This is a genomic window from Pseudomonas sp. P9_35 (assembly GCF_034008205.1).
In the GTDB taxonomy this organism is placed as follows: domain Bacteria; phylum Pseudomonadota; class Gammaproteobacteria; order Pseudomonadales; family Pseudomonadaceae; genus Aquipseudomonas; species Aquipseudomonas kilonensis.
In genome coordinates, this window is sequence record NZ_CP125373.1 from 2768981 (window position 1) to 2788007 (window position 19027).

The window sequence follows — 19027 nt, forward strand, 5'->3', positions numbered from 1 at the left end:
CGAGGAGAACATCATGAGCTATTTGCTCAACACCTGGTACATCGCTGGATGGGCTGACGAGCTGGAGCAAGGTGGGATGCTTGGCAGAACCATCGTCGAGCAACCCATCGTGTTCTTTCGCAATAGCCAGGGGGCGATCCAGGCGCTCGCCGATCGTTGCCCGCACCGTTTTGCCCCGCTGCACATGGGCAAGATTGTCGGCGACAGCGTTCAGTGTCCGTACCACGGCTTGCGTTTCGATGGCAGTGGCCAATGTACGCACAACCCCCATGGCGATGGGAGTATCCCCAAGGCTGCCTGTGTCCGCGCGTTCGCGGTTGCTGAGCGCCATGGCGCGATCTGGGTCTGGCCTGGCGATCCGAGCTTGGCCAACGATGCGCTGATTCCTGATTTTTCCTTCTTCGAGCAGGCGCCAACCGATGCCAAAGGCCATGGGTATTTGCCTACGCGCGCGCACTACGAGCTACTGGCCGACAACATCATGGACTTGAGCCACGTTGATTTCCTGCACCCCGATACGCTCGGTGGCGGGGCGTTGTCACGCACCCGCGCCACCATCGAGGAGTTGCCCAACGATCGCGTGCGCATCAGCTGGTGGGCGCCTGATGATGTACCGCCACCGGCTTTTGGCGCCCACCTGGAAGATCCGAGCCGGGCGGACGTCTGGGCCGAGGTCATCTGGCACGCCCCCGGCCTGATGCTGCTGGGCAGTGGTGCCACGCCTCCAGGGCGCCCCAGGGAAGAGGGGCCCGTCACGTGGAACCTGCATCTGATGACACCGCAGGACGCGACCAATACCCATTACTTCTTTGCCAACACGCGCAGTTTCGAGCAGGACAATGCGCAGCTGAATGCCTTCGTCCAGGAGATGTTGATCGGTATTTTCGCCGGTGAAGACAAGCCCATGGTCGAGGCTCAACAGCGTCAGATTGGCGAGGTCGAGCTGCTTGGCCTTAACCCGGTGCTGCTGCCAGTCGACGCTGGGGCTGTGCGTTGCCGACGTGTCCTGCGTCGGTTGATCGCCGCTGAACAGCCAATGGGTAGCCAGTGATGATCGATGTCGTTGTGACCCGCAAGCGCCCCGAAGCCGAAGGCATCTACAGCTTTGAACTGGCCCCGGCCGAGCATTCCATCCTGCCGGCTTTCAGCGCCGGCTCGCATATCGACGTGCACCTGCCCAATGGCATGGTGCGCCAGTACTCGCTGTGCAATCACCCCGAAGAACGCCACCGCTACCTGCTGGGCGTGTTGCTCGACCCGGCGTCTCGCGGCGGCTCGCAGGCCATGCACGAACACGTGCACGAAGGCAGCCGGCTGCGCATCAGCGAGCCACGCAACCTGTTCCCGCTGGAGCATGCGGCCGGGTACAGCGTGCTGTTCGCAGGCGGCATCGGCATTACGCCGATCCTCTGCATGGCCGAGCGCCTGGCGCGGATCGGCGCGCCTTTCGAGCTGCACTACTGCGGTCGCTCGGCCGGACGCATGGCCTTTATCGAGTACATCTGCCATTCGGCGTTTGCCCATTGCGTGCACGTTCATGTGGACGATGGTGAGGATGCTCAGCGTCTGGACAGTGCTCGGGTCTTGTCCGCGTCGGCGAGTGACCGTCACCTGTATGTCTGTGGCCCTACTGGCTTCATGGAGCACGTGCTCGGCACGGCGCGCGAGCGGGGCTGGGCCGAGGCGCAACTGCACCGTGAGTACTTTACCGCCGCTGTCCCGACGGGTGAGGCGGGCAGCTTCGAGGTGCAACTGGCCAGCACGGGACAGTGTCTCCAGGTGCCGGCCGCGCTCAGCGTTGCCCAGGTGCTGCTGGAGGCGGGGATCGATATTCCGTTGTCCTGCGAGCAGGGCATCTGTGGCACCTGCCTCACGCGCGTGCTGGAAGGCGAGCCGGACCATCGCGACATGTTCTTGACCGATGCCGAGCGAGCCCGCAACGACCAGTTCACGCCCTGTTGCTCGCGTGCCAGGAGTGCGCGGCTGGTGCTCGATCTTTAAGGTTTTTCCATGAATCCATTTTTACCTGCTGCTGTGCTTCGCCAATTGATTGAGGAGTCGAACATGCAACAACTTCCTGGTTTCAAACGCGTGGTCACCGGGCACGATGCCCAGGGCCAGGCGGTGGTCGCGCTCAGCGGCCCGACGCCCAACAGCTTCGCGCTCAAGGCCGTACCCGGCACGGTCTTCCATGAGATCTGGAACAGTGGCGCCAGCCCGGCCGTGCTGGACAACGGCGACGACCCCACCTGCAAACCGCTTCAGTTGAGTCCTGCACCGCTGGGCAGTGTCATCCGCGTGGTGGATATTCCGCCTGACAGCGTGCAGAACCAGGTCAGCGCCGAGGATGCGGCGGCGGCCTTCGCCGAAATAGGCCAGGCCCTTGCCGGCACGGGGCAGGCTGATTCCAGGCACAAGCTGATGCACCGCACCGAAACCCTCGATTACGGTGTGGTCACCGAGGGTGAGGTCTGGCTGGTGCTCGATGGCGAAGAGGTGCATCTCAAACGCGGTGACATCGTCGTGCAGCGCGGCACCAACCACGCCTGGAGCAATCGCACCGAGCAGATGGCCCGCATGCTCTTCGTGCTGCTCGATGGCCGCTTCGCGCCCGGGCTGCAAGGAGAACAGGCATGAAGCTCAGTACTCTCAAGAATCACAACCGCGACGGTTGCCTGCTGGTGGTGTCCCGCGACCTGGCCTGGGCGGTGGATGCCAGTGATATTGCCGCGACGCTGCAGGATGCCATCGATCATTGGTCCAGCGTCGAGGCCGCTTTGCGCGTGCGGTATGAGGCCTTGAATGAGGGCACCCAGGCCGGTGCCTTTGCCTTCGATCCAGCGCAGGCCGCTGCACCCTTGCCGCGTGCCTGGCAGTGGTTGGATGCCTCGTCGTTCCTCAGCCACGGGGAGCGGATGCAGAAGGCGTTTGCGCTTGATCCGATCGAAGGCGTTGAACACACCCCGCTGATGTACCAGGGCTGTGGCGATGATTTCCTGGGCCCCCACGACGACATCGTTCTACCGAGTGAGGCCCACGGCATCGACTTTGAAGGCGAGTACGCGGTGTTGGTCGATGACGTGCCCATGGGCTGCTCGGCAGAACAGGCCGCCAGTCATATTCGGCTCATTCTGCAAGTCAACGATATCAGCCTGCGTGCGCTCGCCCCCCGTGAAATGAAGACCGGCTTCGGTTTTATCCAAGCCAAATCCTCGTCCAGTTTTGCCCCGGTGGCGGTCACCCCCGACGAATTGGGCGAGGCCTGGCGCGATGGGCGTGTGCACTTGCCGCTGAAGGTTGAATGGAATGGCAAGTGGTTTGGCCATGCCCATGGCGGCGCCATGCATTTCGGTTTTCATCAGTTGATTGCCCACGCGGCATTGACCCGGCGCCTCAGGGCGGGCTGCCTGATCGGTTCCGGCACCGTCTCCAATGCCGATCCCACGGTGGGCGCTGCCTGCATCGCCGAACGTCGTGCCGTGGAGATGATCGAGCAGGGCGCGCCACAGACACCCTTCATGCGCTTCGGTGATCGCGTGCGCATGGAAGTCTTCGACCCACAAGGGCAGTCGGTCTTCGGAGCGATAGACCAGCGTGTCGTGCACGGAGGCCTCCCATGCGCGTGATGATTACCGGGGCCAATGGTTTTGTCGGCCGGGCGCTGGTGAAACGATTGCTCGAAACCAATGAGTTACAAGGCCGGTCGATCAGCGCGTTGATCCTGCTGGATAAAGAGTTGGTGGGCTTTGCTGACGATAAGCGCCTGCGCCGGCATTGCGGCAGTGTGACCGACGCCGCGTTATTGCGCCGCGCGTTGGCCGATGGCATTGATGTGGTTTTTCACTTGGTCAGCGTCCCGGGTGGCGCGGCGGAGCAGCACTATTCGCTGGGCTATCAGGTCAACCTGTTGGCAAGCTTGGAATTGCTTGACCAGTTGCGCGAACAGCCGGGTCGGCCGGTGCTGGTGTATGCCAGCAGCGTGGCGGTGTACGGCGGCGATCTGCCGACCCGCATGGATGAGCGTGCGGTGCCGAGCCCGCAGCTGAGTTACGGTGCGCACAAGGTGATGGTGGAAATGGCGCTCAACGACCTTGCCCGACGAGGCGAGGTGGACGGTCGTGCCGTGCGCCTGCCCGGCATTGTCGCCCGTCCACGTGAACCCAATGGACTGCGTTCGGCGTTCATGAGCGACCTGCTGCACGCCGTCGCCGAGGGCCAGCCATATTGCTGCCCGGTCTCGCCGCAGGCGCAGGCATGGTGGATGTCCGTGCGGTGTTGCGTGGATAACCTGCTACGGGCCGCCGAACTGCCGGCTGCCGAGCTCGGTGAGTCACGCGTCTGGCAATTGCCGCTGTTGCACCTGTCCATTGCCCAGGTCATCGATGCCCTGGCCGCGGCCTACGGCCAGGAACGCCGCGCATTGATCAGCTTCGCCCCGGATGCCGGGCTGCAAGCGTTGTTCGGCAATTTCCCGGCGATGAAAACCCCTCTGGCCCGTGCCCTTGGCTTCCGCCATGACGGCTCGGCAGCCGCCTTGATACGTAACAGTTTGAACACGGCTACCCCGACGCGTCGTGCGCGTGGGCGGGTGGCGCTTGGAGTGAGCGAAAATGCAATCAACTAAACGCCGCCTGGTGGACCTGTCCGTTACCCTGGACAACAACCCCTACACCGATCCACCGCCGTTGCTGCCGAAAATCGACTACATGGACCATCAGCAAGGCTGGCCGGAGATGGCCGCGATGTTTCCCGGCCTGTCCAAGGCGCAACTGCCCGGCGACGAGTCCTGGGCGGCTGAGCGCCTGCAGATCACGACGCACAGCGGTACGCATATGGACGCCCCTTGGCACTACGCCTCGACCACGGACGGTGGCAAGCCGGCTTTCGGCATCGACGAACTGCCGCTGGACTGGTGCCTGCAACCGGGCGTGAAGCTGGACTTTCGTCATTTGCCGGATGGTCATGTGGTCAGTGCCGCCGAAGTGCAGGCTGAGCTGACGCGCATCGAACACGTCCTCCAGCCGTTGGACATTGTCCTGGTCAACACCCGCGCCGGGGCGCTGTTTGGCCAGCCTGGGTATCTGGATGCCGGGGTCGGCATCGGCCGCGAGGCCACGTTGTATCTGCTCGAGCGCGGCGTGCGCGTGGTCGGCACCGATGCCTGGAGCTGGGATGCGCCGTTCAAGTACACGCGCGAACGCTTCGCCGCCACGGGCGACGCCTCGATCATCTGGGAAGGGCACAAGGCCGGACGTGACATCGGCTACGGCCAGATGGAGAAACTGGCCAACCTGGAATGCCTGCCGGCCCATGGTTTCCAGGTGTCCTGTTTCCCCTACAAGATCAGGCACGCTTCGGCTGGTTTCGTCCGTGCCGTAGCGATTTTCGAGGAATGAGCGTGACTGCGGACGCTGCTTTGACGATTGTCGATCCCCGCTGGACATTGTTTGTGCGGGTCGCGGCGGCTGGAAGTCTCAGTAAAGCGGCTGTTTTACTGGATATGCCGCAGTCCATGGTCAGTCGAAACATTGCTCAGCTCGAATCGCAATGTGGCGAGCGGCTGTTTCATCGTACCGGCCGTGGGGTGCTCCTGACTGAGTTTGGAGAGCAGTTGCTGCCTTGCGTATCGAGTCTTCTCGTGGACGCCGAAGGCCTGGCCGATGACATTCGTACCCGGCGTGGAAAACCGGTGGGGGAGGTAGTCGTAGGGATGCTGCCTTCGGCGGTCCGGCGGTTTGCCGGTACGCTTTTCGCGGCGGTACAAGCACAGATGCCGGGTGTGAGATTGCACCTGATCGAGGGCGCGAGTGCGCAACTCGAAGAGCAGTTGCAGGATGGTCGTCTGGATATGGCGCTGGTCCTGCGCGAGAACGAAACCAGCATCGGCGAGGCGTATCTACTGGCCAGGCTGGCGCTGCATTTGATAGGGCCCGCCTGTGATCCGCTCCTTGCCGAGCGAGACATTGCGTTGAAGCGGCTATCCGGATTGCCACTGGTAGTCCCGGGGCGTCCCCATCTGTTAAGGGCCAGGCTCGATCATCTGGCCGCCGAACAGTGCGTGGAGTTGTGTGTTGCCGTGGAAGCCGACTCCGTCCAGCTCCAGTACGAAGTCGTCGCGGCTGGCGGAGGTTATGCGATTGCCTCTGTGCTGCCGGGCTCGCTGGATCAACGACTGATTTCATCGCGCATTATCGAGCCCGTGCTGGAGCGCTTTGTCGTGCTGGTCGAGTCGCCCCGTCGCCCCTTGACCCGTGCTTCCCGTGAAGTGCGACGGCTGATTTGCAATCTGTCCATGCCATCGATTTGAGCGATAGCTGCTTTGCATCCCCAGCAGTATTCGGTGGGGGGCGCGCCTCGTAGGGTGTCAGTCAATCAACGACTGATCCCCGATTGCGAGGTTAGCGCTATGCATCACGCCCAAGAGCCCCAAGTCATTACCCCGACGCTTTTTCTCAGCGATGCCGATGTCGCCTCGCTCGCCGACTGGAGCACAGCCGTTGCCGCGCTCGCGCAGGCGTATGCCTGCCCCACGTCGGATGCCATGGTGCCGCCTCGCTCCATGGCCCGCGGCGACGGTATCTGGTTGCGCAGTTTGACTGCTGTACCTCCCGCTGGCGGCCAAATGGGCTGCAAGTTGATCGCGGCGTCCATGCGGGCGCGCTGCGCCAGCTACCTGATTGCATTGTTCGACCAGCAAACCATGGCGCTCAGCGCCCTGATCGACGGCAATCGGGTGACGGGCTTGCGCACCGCTGCAACCGCTGCGCTGGCGGTTGATCTGCTGGCGCCTCAACGAGCGCTGCGGGTGGGCGTGATTGGTGCCGGGTTTGAAGCGCGTGGCGCGCTTGACTGCCTCAAGGCCGTGCGCGATGTCGCCCGTGTCCGGGTGTTCAGTCCAACGCCCGCGAGCCGCGAGCGGTTTGCCGAAAGCTTCAGGCCGGGGCTGGATATCCAAGCGGTGAACACTGCGCAAGAAGCCGTGCAGGACTGCGATGTGGTGATCTGTGCCGCACGCAGTCGTGACGAGTCTCCAGTGTTGCAAGGGGCATGGCTTTGCGCAGGCGTGACGGTCGTGTCGTTGGGTTCCACCTTGCCTGAGCAACGGGAGGTTGACCCGGTCACGATGGAGCGAGCCGTCTGCATCGTCGCGGATATGCCGCAAGAGGTACTTCACGATACCGGCGACGCCATTGCTGCGATCAGCGCCGGTGTTTATGTCGCCGACAAACTGGTCGCGCTGTCGGATCTGGTCGCGGGTCGCGTCAATCCGCGCCAGAAAGAAAGCGACATCGTTCTCTACAAGTCAGTTGGCTCGGCGCTGCAGGATGTCGTCATCGCACAAGCGTTGTACGAGCGCGCCAGGCAACAAGGCCTCGGCATCGAGCTGCCTGCCAGCATTGTCCCTGTCTCGAAATAACCCCTCCACTGTTCGAAGGAAAATCATCATGGCTACTTACAAGAAAGCTGATGCCCGCGCCTGGGCCCGTGAAAACCTGGTGGGCTGCTCGGCTGTCACCATCCCAAGCTTCAGTGCTGATCTGAAGCGTCTCAATGAGCGTGGCATACACCACGACATCGAGCATACGGTTGGACTGGGTTACAGCAGCACATTGCTGTGCAGTGAACTGGCGATCTCTGCCCAGGAAAACGCTCAATTCACCGCCTGGGCGCGTGAGTCGGGGAAAGACCTGATCCTGTTCTTCCACGCGGCTTTTGGCACGCTTGCCGAGAACATCGAGGCGGTGAAACTCGCTGAGAATGCCGGCGCCGACATCGTCCTGCTCTCCTACCCGCCGCAGTTCTGGCCGACCAGCGAGCAGGAAATCTACGACTACACCAAGTCGTTCTGCGATGCCACGGACCTGGCTGTCATGCTCTTCCCGATTCCGCTCTGGGGCTTTGAGCGCGTGCATCCGGCGGGTATGTCGTTGGAGTTGGTCCGTCGTCTTCTGGCCGATTGCCCGAATATCGCCGCCATCAAGTCCGAGCAAGGGTTTCCGTTGCCAGCGGGCATTTGCGAGATGTACTACCACTTCCGTGATCAGGTGGTGATCAGTTGCCCGATCGAAGCTGACGCAATCCCGTTGATGAGCCTGATGAAACTGCAGTTTTCCGGCACCAGCAACACCGCCTGGATGAGCGACTACTACCCGAAAGCTTTCGAACTGGCCCGCACGGGTCGCTTCGAAGAAGCGATGGAGCTGTATTGGAAGGTCAACCCGGCACGCAGTGCCAATGGCGCCGCCGCGCAAAGCTATGCCGGCGGCACCGGGGTGCTCAATCGCACGATGTGGAAATACCAGGACTGGCTTGCTGGCTTCAACGGCGGCCCGCTGCGTGCCCCGGCGATGCGCGTGCCGGATCGCCTCATGAAGTCTTTGCGCCAAGGGCTGGTTGCGGCGGGCCTGCCGGTGACTTCGGACCCGGATAGCGCGTTCATGATCGGGCGTCACCCTTGCTGATTAAGAGGATTGCAAAGTGAAGCATTTACTTAAGGATCCGACGCTGTGGCGCACGGGTGCCTACATCGCCGGCGAGTGGCTGAACGAGACGCCGCACGGTCGGTACACGCTGCGTAATCCGGTGGATCAAGCGGTGCTGGCCGAGTTGCCACGCTGCCGCGAAACTGAAGTTCGGCACGCCATCGATGCCGCGCATGCGGCCTTCGGTCCATGGCGACGCTTGACGGCTAAACGCCGGGGCGAGGTGTTGCGCCGTTGGTATGAGTTGATGGTTGAGCATCGGGAGGATATCGCCACGCTGATTACCCTGGAGGAGGGCAAGCCGCTGGAGGAGGCGCGGGGCGAGGTCGATTACGCTGCGTCGTTTGTGCGCTGGTTTTCCGAAGAAGCCACGCGGGTGCGCGGTGATTTGATTCCCGGCGTAAAGGACACTCAGCGCATTGTGGTACTGCGCGAACCCATCGGCGTTTGCGCCGCGATCACGCCCTGGAACTTCCCCGCGGCCATGATCACGCGCAAGGCCGCTCCGGCGCTGGCGGCGGGCTGCACGATGGTCGTGAAACCGGCCAGCCAGACGCCCATGACCGCCCTGGCCCTCGCTGAACTTGCGCAGCGCGCGGGTGTGCCGGCTGGTGTGTTCAGTGTGATCACGGGGAATGACACCCGAGACATTGCCGGTGAACTCACGGCCAACCCGTTGGTGCGCAAACTCACCTTCACCGGGTCCACGGAAGTGGGCCGGCTGCTGTTGGCGCAAGCGGCGCAGACGGTCAAGAAATGCTCCATGGAGCTGGGCGGCAACGCGCCGTTCATTGTCTTCGACGATGCCGATCTTGATGCGGCAGCCGATGGGGTGATGTTGGCCAAGTTTCGCAATGGTGGGCAATCCTGCATCGGCGCGAACCGGGTGCTGGTGCAGTCAGGGGTCTATGACGCACTGGCCGAACGTATCGTCGAGCGCATGGCGCGCTTGAAGGTGGGCAATGGTCTGGAGCCGGGTGTACAGGTCGGGCCGTTGATCGATGACGCAGCGGTAGGAAAATCCCAGGCCCTTGTTGATGATGCACTGGCGCAAGGTGCTCGACTGCTGTCCGGCGGCAAGCCTCATGCGCTGGGTGGGTGTTTCTTCCAGCCCACCTTGTTGGCTGATGTGACTCATGAAATGCGGGTCGCTCGCGAAGAGATCTTCGGCCCGGTCATGCCACTGGTGCGTTTCGACAGTGACGACGAAGCCATTGCCATGGCCAATGACAGCGAGTTTGGCTTGGCGGCGTATCTGTACAGCCGTGACGCGGCCCGCATCTGGCGCAATGCCGCTCGCATCGAATCGGGCATGGTGGGCATCAACTGTGGCTTGATTTCAAATGAAGTCGCACCTTTCGGCGGCGTGAAGCAGAGCGGTCTGGGGCGAGAGGGATCTCACCTGGGGATCGACGAGTTCCTTGAGGTGAAATACCTCTGCTGGGATGGCCTGGAAAGCGTGTGAACCGCTATCGCGAGCAAGCTCGCTCCCACATGGGTTTGTGGGTGTTCACCGCACCTGGACACAACACAAAAACCTGTGGGAGCGAGCTTGCTCGCGAAGGCGTCGGCACATCCAACATCACCGCCAACTGACTCTCGGCTTTCGCGAGCAGGCTCGCTCCCACAAGGGGACTGCGGGTTTTCAGCAGCCGAGCAGGCATACCCTCTGACACCCATCACCTCCTGCGATACCTCGGATTGTGGAAAGCGATTTCAGCGCTGATAGTCAATTCGATAGTCTCGTCGTTGATCCGGCATTTCGGTCGGAACTTCATGAGTCTGCGGCATTGAGTCGATAGCGCTGCAGAGCCCGTCGGTGTGCCATGCAATGTCAGCCCGATTGAAATAAGAATAATTAGGAGAGCGTGATGATTGCAGCAGTCAATAAGGTCCTGGTAATCGGAGGCGGGTTCTCCGGTATGACCGCGGCTATCCAGCTCGCCCGCCAGGGCGTCGAAGTGGACCTGGTCGAGATCGATCCTCTGTGGTGTCCCCTGGGGGCCGGTATTACGCTCAGCGGGCCGACGTTGCGAGCGCTTGATACGGTCGGGATTCTTGAACGAGTGGCCGCAGAAGGGTATCTATCGACCAATTTCGATGTGTTTTCACCGGTTGGCGAACTGATCGTGCAGTTGGCGCTTCGACCGCCGGTCAGCGATAAACCGATTCCCTGTGGCGGCGGCATCCTGCGCCCGGTACTGGCTCGCATTTTTGCCGACAAGACGCGGGAAGTAGGCACCCACGTGCGCCTGGGCATAACGTTTGACAGCATCATCGAGCATGCCGATGGCGTTGAAGTGTCTTTCACTGACGGCACCTCCGGGCGCTACGATCTGGTCATCGCCGCCGACGGTGTGCATTCGCGGATGCGAAAGGAGTTTTTCCCGGAGGCGCCCTCGCCAAAACCCATTCACCAGAGTGTCTGGCGCGCGGTGTTGCAGCGTCCGCAGGAAATCGTACGGCCCAGTCATTGGCTGGGGCGCACCAAGGTCGGCGTCAATCCGATTTCTGAAACGCATATGTACATGTTCCTCATGGAAAACCGCGAGTTTTCCGAGTGGATCGATCCGGCCAGTTGGCCAGGCGAAATGGCGCGTCTGCTGGGTGAGTTTCCCGCCCCGATCCTGCAAACGCTTGTGCCGCAACTGTTCGAGCCGGGTGCCAATATCGACTACCGCCCGCTGGCCAATCTGTTGGTGCCGTTGCCATGGCATAAGGGTCGCGTCGTGATGATTGGGGACACGGTGCATGCCACCACGCCCCATCTGGCTTCCGGGGCCGGGATTGGCATCGAGAGTGCCATCGTGCTTGCTGAAGAACTGTTCGCCGACAGCGATCTACAGGCTGCCCTGAGCCGGTTCGAAGCGCGGCGTTGGGAGCGTTGCCAACTGGTGGTCGAGAACTCTGCACGGCTGTGCGAGATAGAAAAAAGTGCGGGTGACAAGGATGAGCATGCCCAGATCATGCGAGAGTCCACTGCTACGTTGGCTGAACCTATCTGAGTGATTCAGCCCCTTCGGCTGGATGCCCTTGAATCACTTCAGCATCCAGTTCGAAGAAGGGCAGTGGACTTGATGCAGTTAATTAGCTCATTAAATGTTTACTGGCCCAGATCGAAAATGACGATCTCCTTGACGTATACGAAAAAAGATTCGGACGGTAGCAAGACCCCTACGTCAGACAGCTGCTGGAACAGTGCTCGCTGATACTGACGAAAAACAGAAAGATCGGCTTCATTTTCAAACCACAGGCTGGAAGTGCCTTCGTATACCGCGATGTCTGGCCCGAAATAGGACGTCACTCGGTCGCCCTCGGGGAGGTATCTGGAGCGAGCGTGCCGACGTAGCACCTTTTGGAAGTCCGGGTATTGATTGGCAACTGTGTCGTGAGCTGAATCCCAGGCGGTGAAAAAGGCCTCCAGTTGCACCGTTGGGTTCTTCTTCAGGAAGACGATCGCCTTCCATTTTGAGGGGGCGGCACCGGTATTGGAAATCTCGACTTCATCCATCAGCTGAGCGGCCTGTTTAGACAGGTCGGCGAAGTTTTTTGCATCAGGCCCAACAGTTTGTTGGGTATAGGGATCACTGAAGGTGTGAATCAAACCTGACATGTCATCAAAAAATAATTCGGTGACGGAGTCCCGGTGAAATGTTTGTGTGTAGGTGTTATCAGCGTCAACGCCGAAAGCTGAGTCGATGACATGATTTTGCACGTATCGTTTGACGCCTAAGGGTTTAGCCCGGGCGATTTCTCCATGCTGGTGTTCTATATAGTTCAAGAACTCAGCATGCGTCATGCCGGGTTTGCGGCGTACGGCAGCTAGCATTTTAATCATGGGGCGCTCGCGTCTGGTTGGGGTTGATGACATTGGTCTTATCTTTCTAAACATCGAATGCGCTTTTGCAGGCGGTATTCACCATGGTGATGTTTTAGAAACAAGATAAGACCAACGTTGTCCTCCAAACCAATCAGGGTTTCTGCTAGCAGGTATCACGTAAGAACATGCTTGATGCGTCTTTACCTGGCTGAGGCCTCTGCCAATGCTGTGCGGATAAGCCCGGCGCCTTCCTCTGCCGGACCCGTCCGGCGAAAAACATATTGCTAAGGCTGGACTTCGGTCTTGGTGGAGACAATTTTGCCGTATTTTTCTGCTGGCGGTGTCTCATGGACCACCAGCATACGTTCTTTGCGACATTTGAACTTCACCCCTTTGCGCGGCGCCATGACTCTGGCCGTCTCCATGCACATTGCCTTGGAAGCAAAGGTTGGCCCTGGTTGTCGTTCATCGACGCAGCCTTCGAAGCCACTGCAGATCGTCATCACAACAAAATAAACAGTCATCATCTCGGAGTTGCTCCATTGAGTGATGCGATTGATTACTTCCTGTAGTCCAGGTCGGCGGCCTAAACATTTTGCGGGGGTTGCTTGCGGATGATGAGCTTCGATTTGAACCCCCAGCAATGGCACATTGGTACCGTGCGTCGGGAAACCGTCACTGTATTAATTTATTTTTATTTGCTCGGTTTTTATGCCAATAAGTTGGCGTCATGCGGGCTGAAATGGACGCTTTGAGGAGCCGTTCGGGATAGCCTGCAGGCACCGATATTCGGGCGTTAAAAAGGAAAAGGGTGGGATAAAGGAAAATGCCGCTCAGTTAAGAAGCGAACCCTGTGGAACGGGCTCGCTCCCGCCGGAAATTCCCTTTACCCACAAAGAACCTGATGGCAGCAGAACCGACTATCCTTTCGGAACACTGCATTCTTGGCAAAAAGGGATGTCATGCCAGACATTGATCGCGCCACCGGCCCCGGACACGGCATCACATGCGGTGATCGAACCTGTTCGATTGGGCCCAGGTTTCCAAGATCCTCGTTACTCCGGATGGCTTCAATAACGGTTTCCTGTCTTTTCATGGCAACTTCCGCATACAGCCAGGACCTGCCAACCGCAGCGGGGCTCGAAAACAGCAGGGTCACGGTGATGCAAGCGCAGGACGTCGTTGCCAGGGCCACCCTTGGCGCCGTGCGCTGGAGCGGCCCGGTATCCGGTCCGCAAGCCCAGCGGGGCAAGAGCGTCGCGCTTGTCGCAGAAGATTTGCGTAACGGAGGCATTGTCGGTGTCGCGCAGGGCGCCCGGGAGGCCGCCAATGCATTGGGCTGGACGCTGAAGATATACGATGGTGCCGGCTCATCGGCCGGGCGCGCAAAGGCGTTCTCCGATGCCCTGGCAGCGAAGCCCGACGGCCTTATCCTGTGTGGCTCCGATGCCCTTGAGAACAAGGCGGCGCTGCTGCTCTTCGCCAACAAGGAGGTACCGGTGGTTGGCTGGCACGCCGGGGCAAGCCCGGGGCCGATTGACGGCACGCCGGTGGCGATGAACGTCACGACCGACCCGCTTGAAGTGGCGCGCCTCACGGCCATGGCGGCAGTGGCGCAGTCCAATGGACGCGCCGGCGTGGTCATCCTGACCGACTCCAAGTACAGCATCGCCATGGCGAAAGCCAAGGCCATGGAAGACGTCATTCGGGCCTGTCATGAATGTACGTTGCTGGAGGTGCGCGATGTGGCGATCTCCGAAAGTGGCGAGAAGATGCCGGCGATCACCAAAGAATTGCTTCAGCGTTATGGCAAACGCTGGACCCATACGTTGGCCATCAACGACATCTATTTCGACTACTCGATTGCCTCGCTGACCAGCGCCGCCATACCCAGTGACGGCATTAGTCTGTTGTCTGCCGGTGACGGCAGCGCTTCGGCTTTCTTGCGCATACAGGCAAAGACCTACCAGACCGTGACTGTGGCCGAGCCGCTCAACCAGCATGGCTGGCAAGTGATGGATGAATTGAACCGGTTGTTTGCAGGTCAGCCAGTGAGCGGCTTCGTCGCGCCGATTCACTTGGTCAATAACGACAATATCGCCTTCGATGGCGGGAAAAAATTCCAGTACGATCCTGACAATGGCTATCGAGACATCTATCGCCACCAATGGAACCCCTGACGTTGGATATGACTTCCCGGTTTGGACGCCAGCTATTGCCCCAATCGCTGCGCGCACAATTCACCCTGGCGTTCCTGACGCTGGCGCTGCTGATCCTGGCAGGCGGTGCTACGGCGGTCTACGCGCTGCGCACCTCAAACAGCGCTACTCGACAGCTGACGGATGAACGACTGGTCCGCATGCAAAACGGGCAAGACATGGTGCAGCGCACCTTGCTGATCGAACGCCAGACCGACCAGCTTCTGACAACCCGTTCCCCGGACATCTTGCGTTCAAGCTATGCGACGACCGTCGAACAGCTTGAAGCCCTCGATCAACTGGTGCAGCAACTGACTGCCGCAAACAGTGGCGTGGCGATACTCGACATGCATCAGTCGAGTCAGATGTTCCGCAATACCGCCAACATCGTTGCGCAACTGCGAGAAAGCCTGCTGCAAACCGAGGTCACCTTCGCGCAGGCCCTGGAGAATCGCACCGCCCGATTAACGGCGACCAAGACCCGGGCCGATCTGGAACTGGCGGTGCTGCTTTTCGATCTGCCGCAGGCGGTTGACAGTGAGGCCGTTAAACGGCTGCGGGCCCGATATGAGCGCCTGCCAGGCACCGCAGGCGCGTTATCCGACGCGGATGTGCAGACGCCGGATCTCTTCTCCCTGCGCCAGACGCTCATCAATCAACATGACGTCCTGCAGCGCTTCAACGAGCAACTCAAGAATGAGGCCGGGGTCCTGGTCGCGGTCGCCCGTACGCAATCGAACGCCTACACCCAAGACTATCGTGAAGCGGTACAGCGCCTGGTCGAGGCCTCGAATCGCAGCCAGCAATGGGTATTGATCATGTTGGGCGCCAGCCTGGTGTTCGCCTGGTTCGTGACCCGGGTTTTCATGGGCCGCCATGTGCTCGTGCGCCTGAATGAAATTAGTCGGCAATTGCGTCAGGAACACACGGACAAAACGCATTTGATGATGGCCGACCATGGGAAGGACGAGATCGGCAACATGGCGCGGGCGGTGAATCAATTTTTCGAAGACCGACTTCAACTGGAGAAAAAAACCGCTCAATTGAGCATCGCTACAGAGCGGCTCGCCGTGCAAAACGATCGATTGGAACAAGAAGCGATCATCCGCACCGGACAAGGTCATGTCCTGGAACTGATCGCCAGGAGCACCGAGCTTGCAGAAGTCCTCGATAGCCTGGCGCACCTGGTCGAGTCCCAACTGGAGGGCATGAAGGTCTCCATCCTGCTGCTGGATGAGGAGGGCAAACACCTGCTGCACGGGACTGCACCCAGTTTGCCGAAAGCCTATAGCCAGCTCATCGACGGAATTGAAATCGGTCCGAGCGTCGGTTCATGTGGCACCTCGGCCTATCGACGAGAGCCGGTCATCGTCACGGACATCGAGCAGGATCCGCTGTGGGAAGCGTACCGTTCACTCGTTGCGCCCTATGGGTTTCGCGCCTGCTGGTCGACGCCGATCCTGTCCCATGAGCGAAAGGTCTTGGGTACGTTTGCCTTGTATGCCAACACCGTACGCAGCCCCACCGCGGCCGAGACGCAACTGATCGACATGGCGACACCGCTTGCCGGCATTGCGATAGAACGCCAACTGACCGAAAAGCGCATTCGCTTTATGGGTGACCATGACGCCCTGACCGGGCTGCCGAATCGCACGCTGCTCGAAGACCGCCTCAAGCAGGCGATGCTATATGCCCAGCGCTACGACCGGCTGGTGACAGTGGTGTTTCTCGACCTGGACAAATTCAAACTGGTGAATGACAGCCTTGGGCACAGCGCCGGGGACGAACTGCTGAAAACCGTCGCCCAGCGCATGCAGGGGTGTGTACGGCGTACCGACACCGTCGTGCGACTGGGTGGCGACGAGTTTGTGATCATCCTGTTCGACCAGCCCTCGGACCTGGACGGCGTGACGCCCGTCCTGCACAAAATCCAGGAAGCCATCCTGCGGCCGATTCAACTGAGCGGCCATACGCTCCACGTCACCTGCAGCATGGGACTGGCCACTTACCCTGCCGACGGTACTGATACCGACACGTTGCTCAGCAATGCGGACGCCGCCATGTACCGGGCCAAGGAGCTGGGACGCAACAGCTTCCAGTTCTATACGAGCGAGATGAATAACAAGGTCCAAGGCAAGCTCGCCATGCAAGACGGGTTGCGAAGCGCACTCAACAATGACGAGTTCCTGCTGTTGTACCAGCCACAGGTGGATTTGCAGTCAGGCCAGATCATCGGCGTGGAGGCATTGATCCGCTGGCAGCATCCCGAGCTCGGCATGGTCTCTCCCGTCAAATTCATATCCCAGGCCGAAGAGACCGGGTTGATCGTGCCCATCGGCGACTGGGTGATCCATACCGCCTGCAGACAGAACAAGGCGTGGCAGGATGCCGGCTGGCCGCCGATCACCATGTCGGTGAACATCTCGGCTCGCCAGTTCGTCGAAAGGGACCTGATCGACCGGATCATGCATGCCTTGCAGGAATCCGCGCTGGACCCGATGTACTTTGAGCTGGAGCTGACCGAAAGCCTGATCATGCAAGATCTTCAGCAAGCCATCAGCAAAATGAAGGCCCTGCAAGCCATGGGGATCAGCCTCTCGATTGACGACTTCGGCACCGGCTATTCCAGTCTCGCCGCATTGAAAAGCTTCCCGATCGCGAGGCTCAAGATCGATCAGTCTTTCGTGCGTGATCTACCCAACAACGAGAACGACAAAGCCATTGCCACAGCTGTGATTTCGTTGGGGCACAAGCTGAACCTCAAGGTCATTGCCGAAGGTGTCGAAACCGAGGAGCAGCAAACCTTCCTGCGTGAAAACGGCTGCGATGAAATCCAGGGGCACTTTTTCAGCAAGGCGGTCAGTGCGGAGGAAATCAGCCGGTTACTGCGTACGTCCGGAGTGTCTGAACCAAGTCGCCTTGCCAGTCCAGGTTCGGTCAGGCAAAAAAAACGCGATGTAAAACGCCCGAGCGGTCCAATGTCCGGGCATTGATGACTCTGCCTTTCTGTATTTCCGGGGGAGAGGGTATCACCGGATCTCAGGAAGCATCCTGCTCATAGCTGCAACCCACGTAGAGATCGCTGGCCTTGTCTTCCGTGGAGACCACTCGCAGGGTAGCGCCGTTACCGAGGCTGCGCTGATAGTCAACGTAGCCGTCGGTATCCAGGGTCTTTTTCAATTTCAGGGTGCTGGCGAGCTTCTCTGCATCGGCCTTCGGGCTGCTGCTTTTGGCCTGGAGAAAGAAGCTGAAGCGGTCGGTCATCACCAGGGTGGTCGACGACACGCCGTGCACCGTCAACGCCGGGGTGGCTTGCCAGGCGCCACCGCCCCACGGGCTGTGCGCTTCATCCTTGGAGAGCGTCAGTTGCTCGGCATCAACCAGGTCGTTGAACTTGCCCACCTGCTGCGCATTGGCCTGGCACTGCGCCAGGGCCTTGAACAAATCGCTGTGGCTCGAGCCAGCGGCCGAAACAGCAAAGGTGGACAGGCACCCGGCCAGGGCGACGAGACCAAGAGAGATTTTCATGCCGACATCCTTGTTTCAGTTGAATAACAGGTGATGGATACCCGAGGTCAATGGCTGCAGGCTTCGGGAATGAACGTGCTGCCCGGCTGTACACGGGCCTGCGCTGCAGGTGGGGAGCTTGCCATTGCTGACTTGAATATGCCATCAGGTTATCCCTGAGGATGGACTGTCGTAGAAACCATTTTTGTGCTCATTTCTGGCACCGGTAAGTCGGCGAGATAACGGTCGGCATGACCAGCCCACAGGCCACCGCAGCACTGACGGCCTGCTGGCGGCTTACCGACCCCAGCTTGCGGCGGGCATTGAGCAGGTGGAAGTCGATGGTGCGTTCGGAACAGGTCAGGATGTGGCTGATCTCCCAGGTGGTCTTGCCTTCGCTGGCCCAGTAGAGGCAGTCCATTTCCTTGGGCGTCAGGTCCTGGCGCGGTTGGGCAGGCCGTTGCAATTGATGTCGTATCCCGGCGAGCAGGTAGGGGATGAGCATGAACAGTTGATAGACGGCGGGGTTGGAAAAACCCTTCTGTTCGGTGTTCTGTGTGTCGTCGAAGGCCACGCTCAAGGTTCCCCTGAGCATTTCGTAGCGCAGCGGGATGCTCACGCCGCTGCGCAGGCCGTGTTGCTCGCGTTGCTCCCAGAAGTGCCGGGAGCGTCCCCGGGCGCGCCGTCGCTCGCTGTCCCAGAACAGCGGCACCAGCTCGCGTCGACAGTGCCTGAGTATCGGGTCGATCTCGATCAACCCGTCACAACGGTAGTGTTCCAGCCAGCGTTTGGGAAAGGTGGTGATGAGGCCGGCCAGAGGGTCGGTATCCCTCGGCGCTGCCGGCCCCAGGCTGATGAGGTAGCTGCCGAAGCCGAGTTGGCGCAGCACTTTGTTCAGCAGGCGCTCCCAATCGCAACGGTTGGCATCCTTGGCGAGGCTCGTGAAGGCGGTCAGCGTAGCGGCACGCTCTGCCCGGGTCCGGCTGCAGGCGGGGGAGTGGTGTTTGTCCATAAACGGA

At 60.3% G+C, this 19027-nt stretch carries 17 protein-coding genes; 13 read left to right on the forward strand and 4 right to left on the reverse strand.

Annotated features, from left to right (window positions below; genetic code table 11):
* The first annotated feature begins 13 nt into the window (after window positions 1–13).
* The 11 genes from QMK47_RS12250 (at window position 14) to QMK47_RS12300 (ending at window position 11488) form a co-directional block, all read left to right on the forward strand.
* Entirely contained in the window at window positions 14–1051 is a 1038-nt protein-coding gene (locus QMK47_RS12250; RefSeq protein ID WP_253473653.1) for an aromatic ring-hydroxylating dioxygenase subunit alpha, read from the forward strand.
* Entirely contained in the window at window positions 1051–2001 is a 951-nt protein-coding gene (locus QMK47_RS12255) for a PDR/VanB family oxidoreductase (protein WP_258690908.1), read from the forward strand. Before QMK47_RS12250 ends, QMK47_RS12255 begins: the two co-directional genes overlap by 1 nt.
* A gap of 63 nt (window positions 2002–2064) precedes the next feature.
* A complete protein-coding gene (locus QMK47_RS12260) occupies window positions 2065–2637 on the forward strand; it encodes a cupin domain-containing protein (RefSeq protein WP_320390273.1) in 573 nt (190 codons plus the stop codon).
* On the forward strand, window positions 2634–3626 hold the full coding sequence (locus QMK47_RS12265) for a fumarylacetoacetate hydrolase family protein (RefSeq protein ID WP_258690910.1): 993 nt from the start codon (window positions 2634–2636) through the stop codon (window positions 3624–3626). The genes QMK47_RS12260 and QMK47_RS12265 overlap by 4 nt, the downstream gene beginning before the upstream one ends.
* Window positions 3617–4624, forward strand: a complete 1008-nt coding sequence (locus QMK47_RS12270) for an NAD-dependent epimerase/dehydratase family protein (RefSeq protein WP_214509239.1) — start codon at window positions 3617–3619, stop codon at window positions 4622–4624. The genes QMK47_RS12265 and QMK47_RS12270 overlap by 10 nt, the downstream gene beginning before the upstream one ends.
* Window positions 4611–5396 carry a cyclase family protein gene (locus QMK47_RS12275; protein ID WP_018600389.1) on the forward strand — a complete coding sequence of 262 codons (786 nt, stop codon included), beginning with the start codon at window positions 4611–4613 and terminating at the stop codon, window positions 5394–5396. The genes QMK47_RS12270 and QMK47_RS12275 overlap by 14 nt, the downstream gene beginning before the upstream one ends.
* Entirely contained in the window at window positions 5393–6307 is a 915-nt protein-coding gene (locus QMK47_RS12280) for a LysR family transcriptional regulator (protein ID WP_258690912.1), read from the forward strand. Before QMK47_RS12275 ends, QMK47_RS12280 begins: the two co-directional genes overlap by 4 nt.
* 99 nt (window positions 6308–6406) lie before the next feature.
* Complete coding sequence (locus tag QMK47_RS12285) at window positions 6407–7417, forward strand: ornithine cyclodeaminase family protein (RefSeq protein WP_320390274.1); 1011 nt, start codon at window positions 6407–6409, stop codon at window positions 7415–7417.
* Window positions 7418–7445: 28 nt separating this feature from the next.
* Complete coding sequence (locus tag QMK47_RS12290) at window positions 7446–8462, forward strand: dihydrodipicolinate synthase family protein (RefSeq protein WP_320390275.1); 1017 nt, start codon at window positions 7446–7448, stop codon at window positions 8460–8462.
* Window positions 8463–8478: 16 nt separating this feature from the next.
* Entirely contained in the window at window positions 8479–9948 is a 1470-nt protein-coding gene (locus QMK47_RS12295; protein WP_258690915.1) for an NAD-dependent succinate-semialdehyde dehydrogenase, read from the forward strand.
* 406 nt (window positions 9949–10354) lie between these two features.
* Window positions 10355–11488: an FAD-dependent oxidoreductase gene (locus tag QMK47_RS12300; RefSeq protein ID WP_258690916.1), complete on the forward strand. Its 1134-nt coding sequence runs from the start codon at window positions 10355–10357 to the stop codon at window positions 11486–11488.
* 98 nt (window positions 11489–11586) lie between these two features.
* Here the strand turns inward: QMK47_RS12300 and QMK47_RS12305 are convergent, their stop codons facing one another.
* Entirely contained in the window at window positions 11587–12321 is a 735-nt protein-coding gene (locus tag QMK47_RS12305) for an EthD domain-containing protein (protein WP_320390276.1), read from the reverse strand.
* Between the two features lie 266 nt (window positions 12322–12587).
* Window positions 12588–12830, reverse strand: coding sequence for a hypothetical protein (locus QMK47_RS12310; RefSeq protein ID WP_253473682.1), 243 nt, complete (start codon window positions 12828–12830; stop codon window positions 12588–12590).
* Between the two features lie 636 nt (window positions 12831–13466).
* Here QMK47_RS12310 and QMK47_RS12315 point away from each other — a divergent pair.
* Window positions 13467–14483 carry a substrate-binding domain-containing protein gene (locus QMK47_RS12315; RefSeq protein ID WP_301300401.1) on the forward strand — a complete coding sequence of 339 codons (1017 nt, stop codon included), beginning with the start codon at window positions 13467–13469 and terminating at the stop codon, window positions 14481–14483.
* On the forward strand, window positions 14471–17494 hold the full coding sequence (locus QMK47_RS12320) for an EAL domain-containing protein (RefSeq protein WP_320390277.1): 3024 nt from the start codon (window positions 14471–14473) through the stop codon (window positions 17492–17494). The genes QMK47_RS12315 and QMK47_RS12320 overlap by 13 nt, the downstream gene beginning before the upstream one ends.
* A gap of 46 nt (window positions 17495–17540) precedes the next feature.
* Here QMK47_RS12320 and QMK47_RS12325 read toward each other — a convergent pair whose 3' ends face one another.
* The gene (locus QMK47_RS12325) at window positions 17541–18029 is read right to left on the reverse strand and encodes a hypothetical protein (protein WP_320390278.1); all 489 of its coding nucleotides are present in this window, start codon (window positions 18027–18029) and stop codon (window positions 17541–17543) included.
* A 190-nt stretch (window positions 18030–18219) separates the two neighbouring features.
* The gene (locus QMK47_RS12330) at window positions 18220–19020 is read right to left on the reverse strand and encodes a LuxR family transcriptional regulator (protein ID WP_320390279.1); all 801 of its coding nucleotides are present in this window, start codon (window positions 19018–19020) and stop codon (window positions 18220–18222) included.
* Window positions 19021–19027 lie beyond the last annotated feature (7 nt).

Bases quoted from the DNA above. Each gene is read 5' to 3' on its own strand.
- QMK47_RS12280 (WP_258690912.1), top strand. From the start codon at position 5,393: ATGAGCGTGACTGCGGACGCTGCTTTGACGATTGTCGATCCCCGCTGG.
- QMK47_RS12300 (WP_258690916.1), top strand. From the start codon at position 10,355: ATGATTGCAGCAGTCAATAAGGTCCTGGTAATCGGAGGCGGGTTCTCC.
- QMK47_RS12305 (WP_320390276.1), bottom strand. From the start codon at position 12,321: ATGATTAAAATGCTAGCTGCCGTACGCCGCAAACCCGGCATGACGCAT.
- QMK47_RS12265 (WP_258690910.1), top strand. From the start codon at position 2,634: ATGAAGCTCAGTACTCTCAAGAATCACAACCGCGACGGTTGCCTGCTG.
- QMK47_RS12325 (WP_320390278.1), bottom strand. From the start codon at position 18,029: ATGAAAATCTCTCTTGGTCTCGTCGCCCTGGCCGGGTGCCTGTCCACC.
- QMK47_RS12255 (WP_258690908.1), top strand. From the start codon at position 1,051: ATGATCGATGTCGTTGTGACCCGCAAGCGCCCCGAAGCCGAAGGCATC.
- QMK47_RS12315 (WP_301300401.1), top strand. From the start codon at position 13,467: ATGCAAGCGCAGGACGTCGTTGCCAGGGCCACCCTTGGCGCCGTGCGC.
- QMK47_RS12310 (WP_253473682.1), bottom strand. From the start codon at position 12,830: ATGATGACTGTTTATTTTGTTGTGATGACGATCTGCAGTGGCTTCGAA.
- QMK47_RS12250 (WP_253473653.1), top strand. From the start codon at position 14: ATGAGCTATTTGCTCAACACCTGGTACATCGCTGGATGGGCTGACGAG.
- QMK47_RS12275 (WP_018600389.1), top strand. From the start codon at position 4,611: ATGCAATCAACTAAACGCCGCCTGGTGGACCTGTCCGTTACCCTGGAC.
- QMK47_RS12260 (WP_320390273.1), top strand. From the start codon at position 2,065: ATGCAACAACTTCCTGGTTTCAAACGCGTGGTCACCGGGCACGATGCC.
- QMK47_RS12290 (WP_320390275.1), top strand. From the start codon at position 7,446: ATGGCTACTTACAAGAAAGCTGATGCCCGCGCCTGGGCCCGTGAAAAC.
- QMK47_RS12320 (WP_320390277.1), top strand. From the start codon at position 14,471: ATGGAACCCCTGACGTTGGATATGACTTCCCGGTTTGGACGCCAGCTA.
- QMK47_RS12330 (WP_320390279.1), bottom strand. From the start codon at position 19,020: ATGGACAAACACCACTCCCCCGCCTGCAGCCGGACCCGGGCAGAGCGT.
- QMK47_RS12270 (WP_214509239.1), top strand. From the start codon at position 3,617: ATGCGCGTGATGATTACCGGGGCCAATGGTTTTGTCGGCCGGGCGCTG.
- QMK47_RS12285 (WP_320390274.1), top strand. From the start codon at position 6,407: ATGCATCACGCCCAAGAGCCCCAAGTCATTACCCCGACGCTTTTTCTC.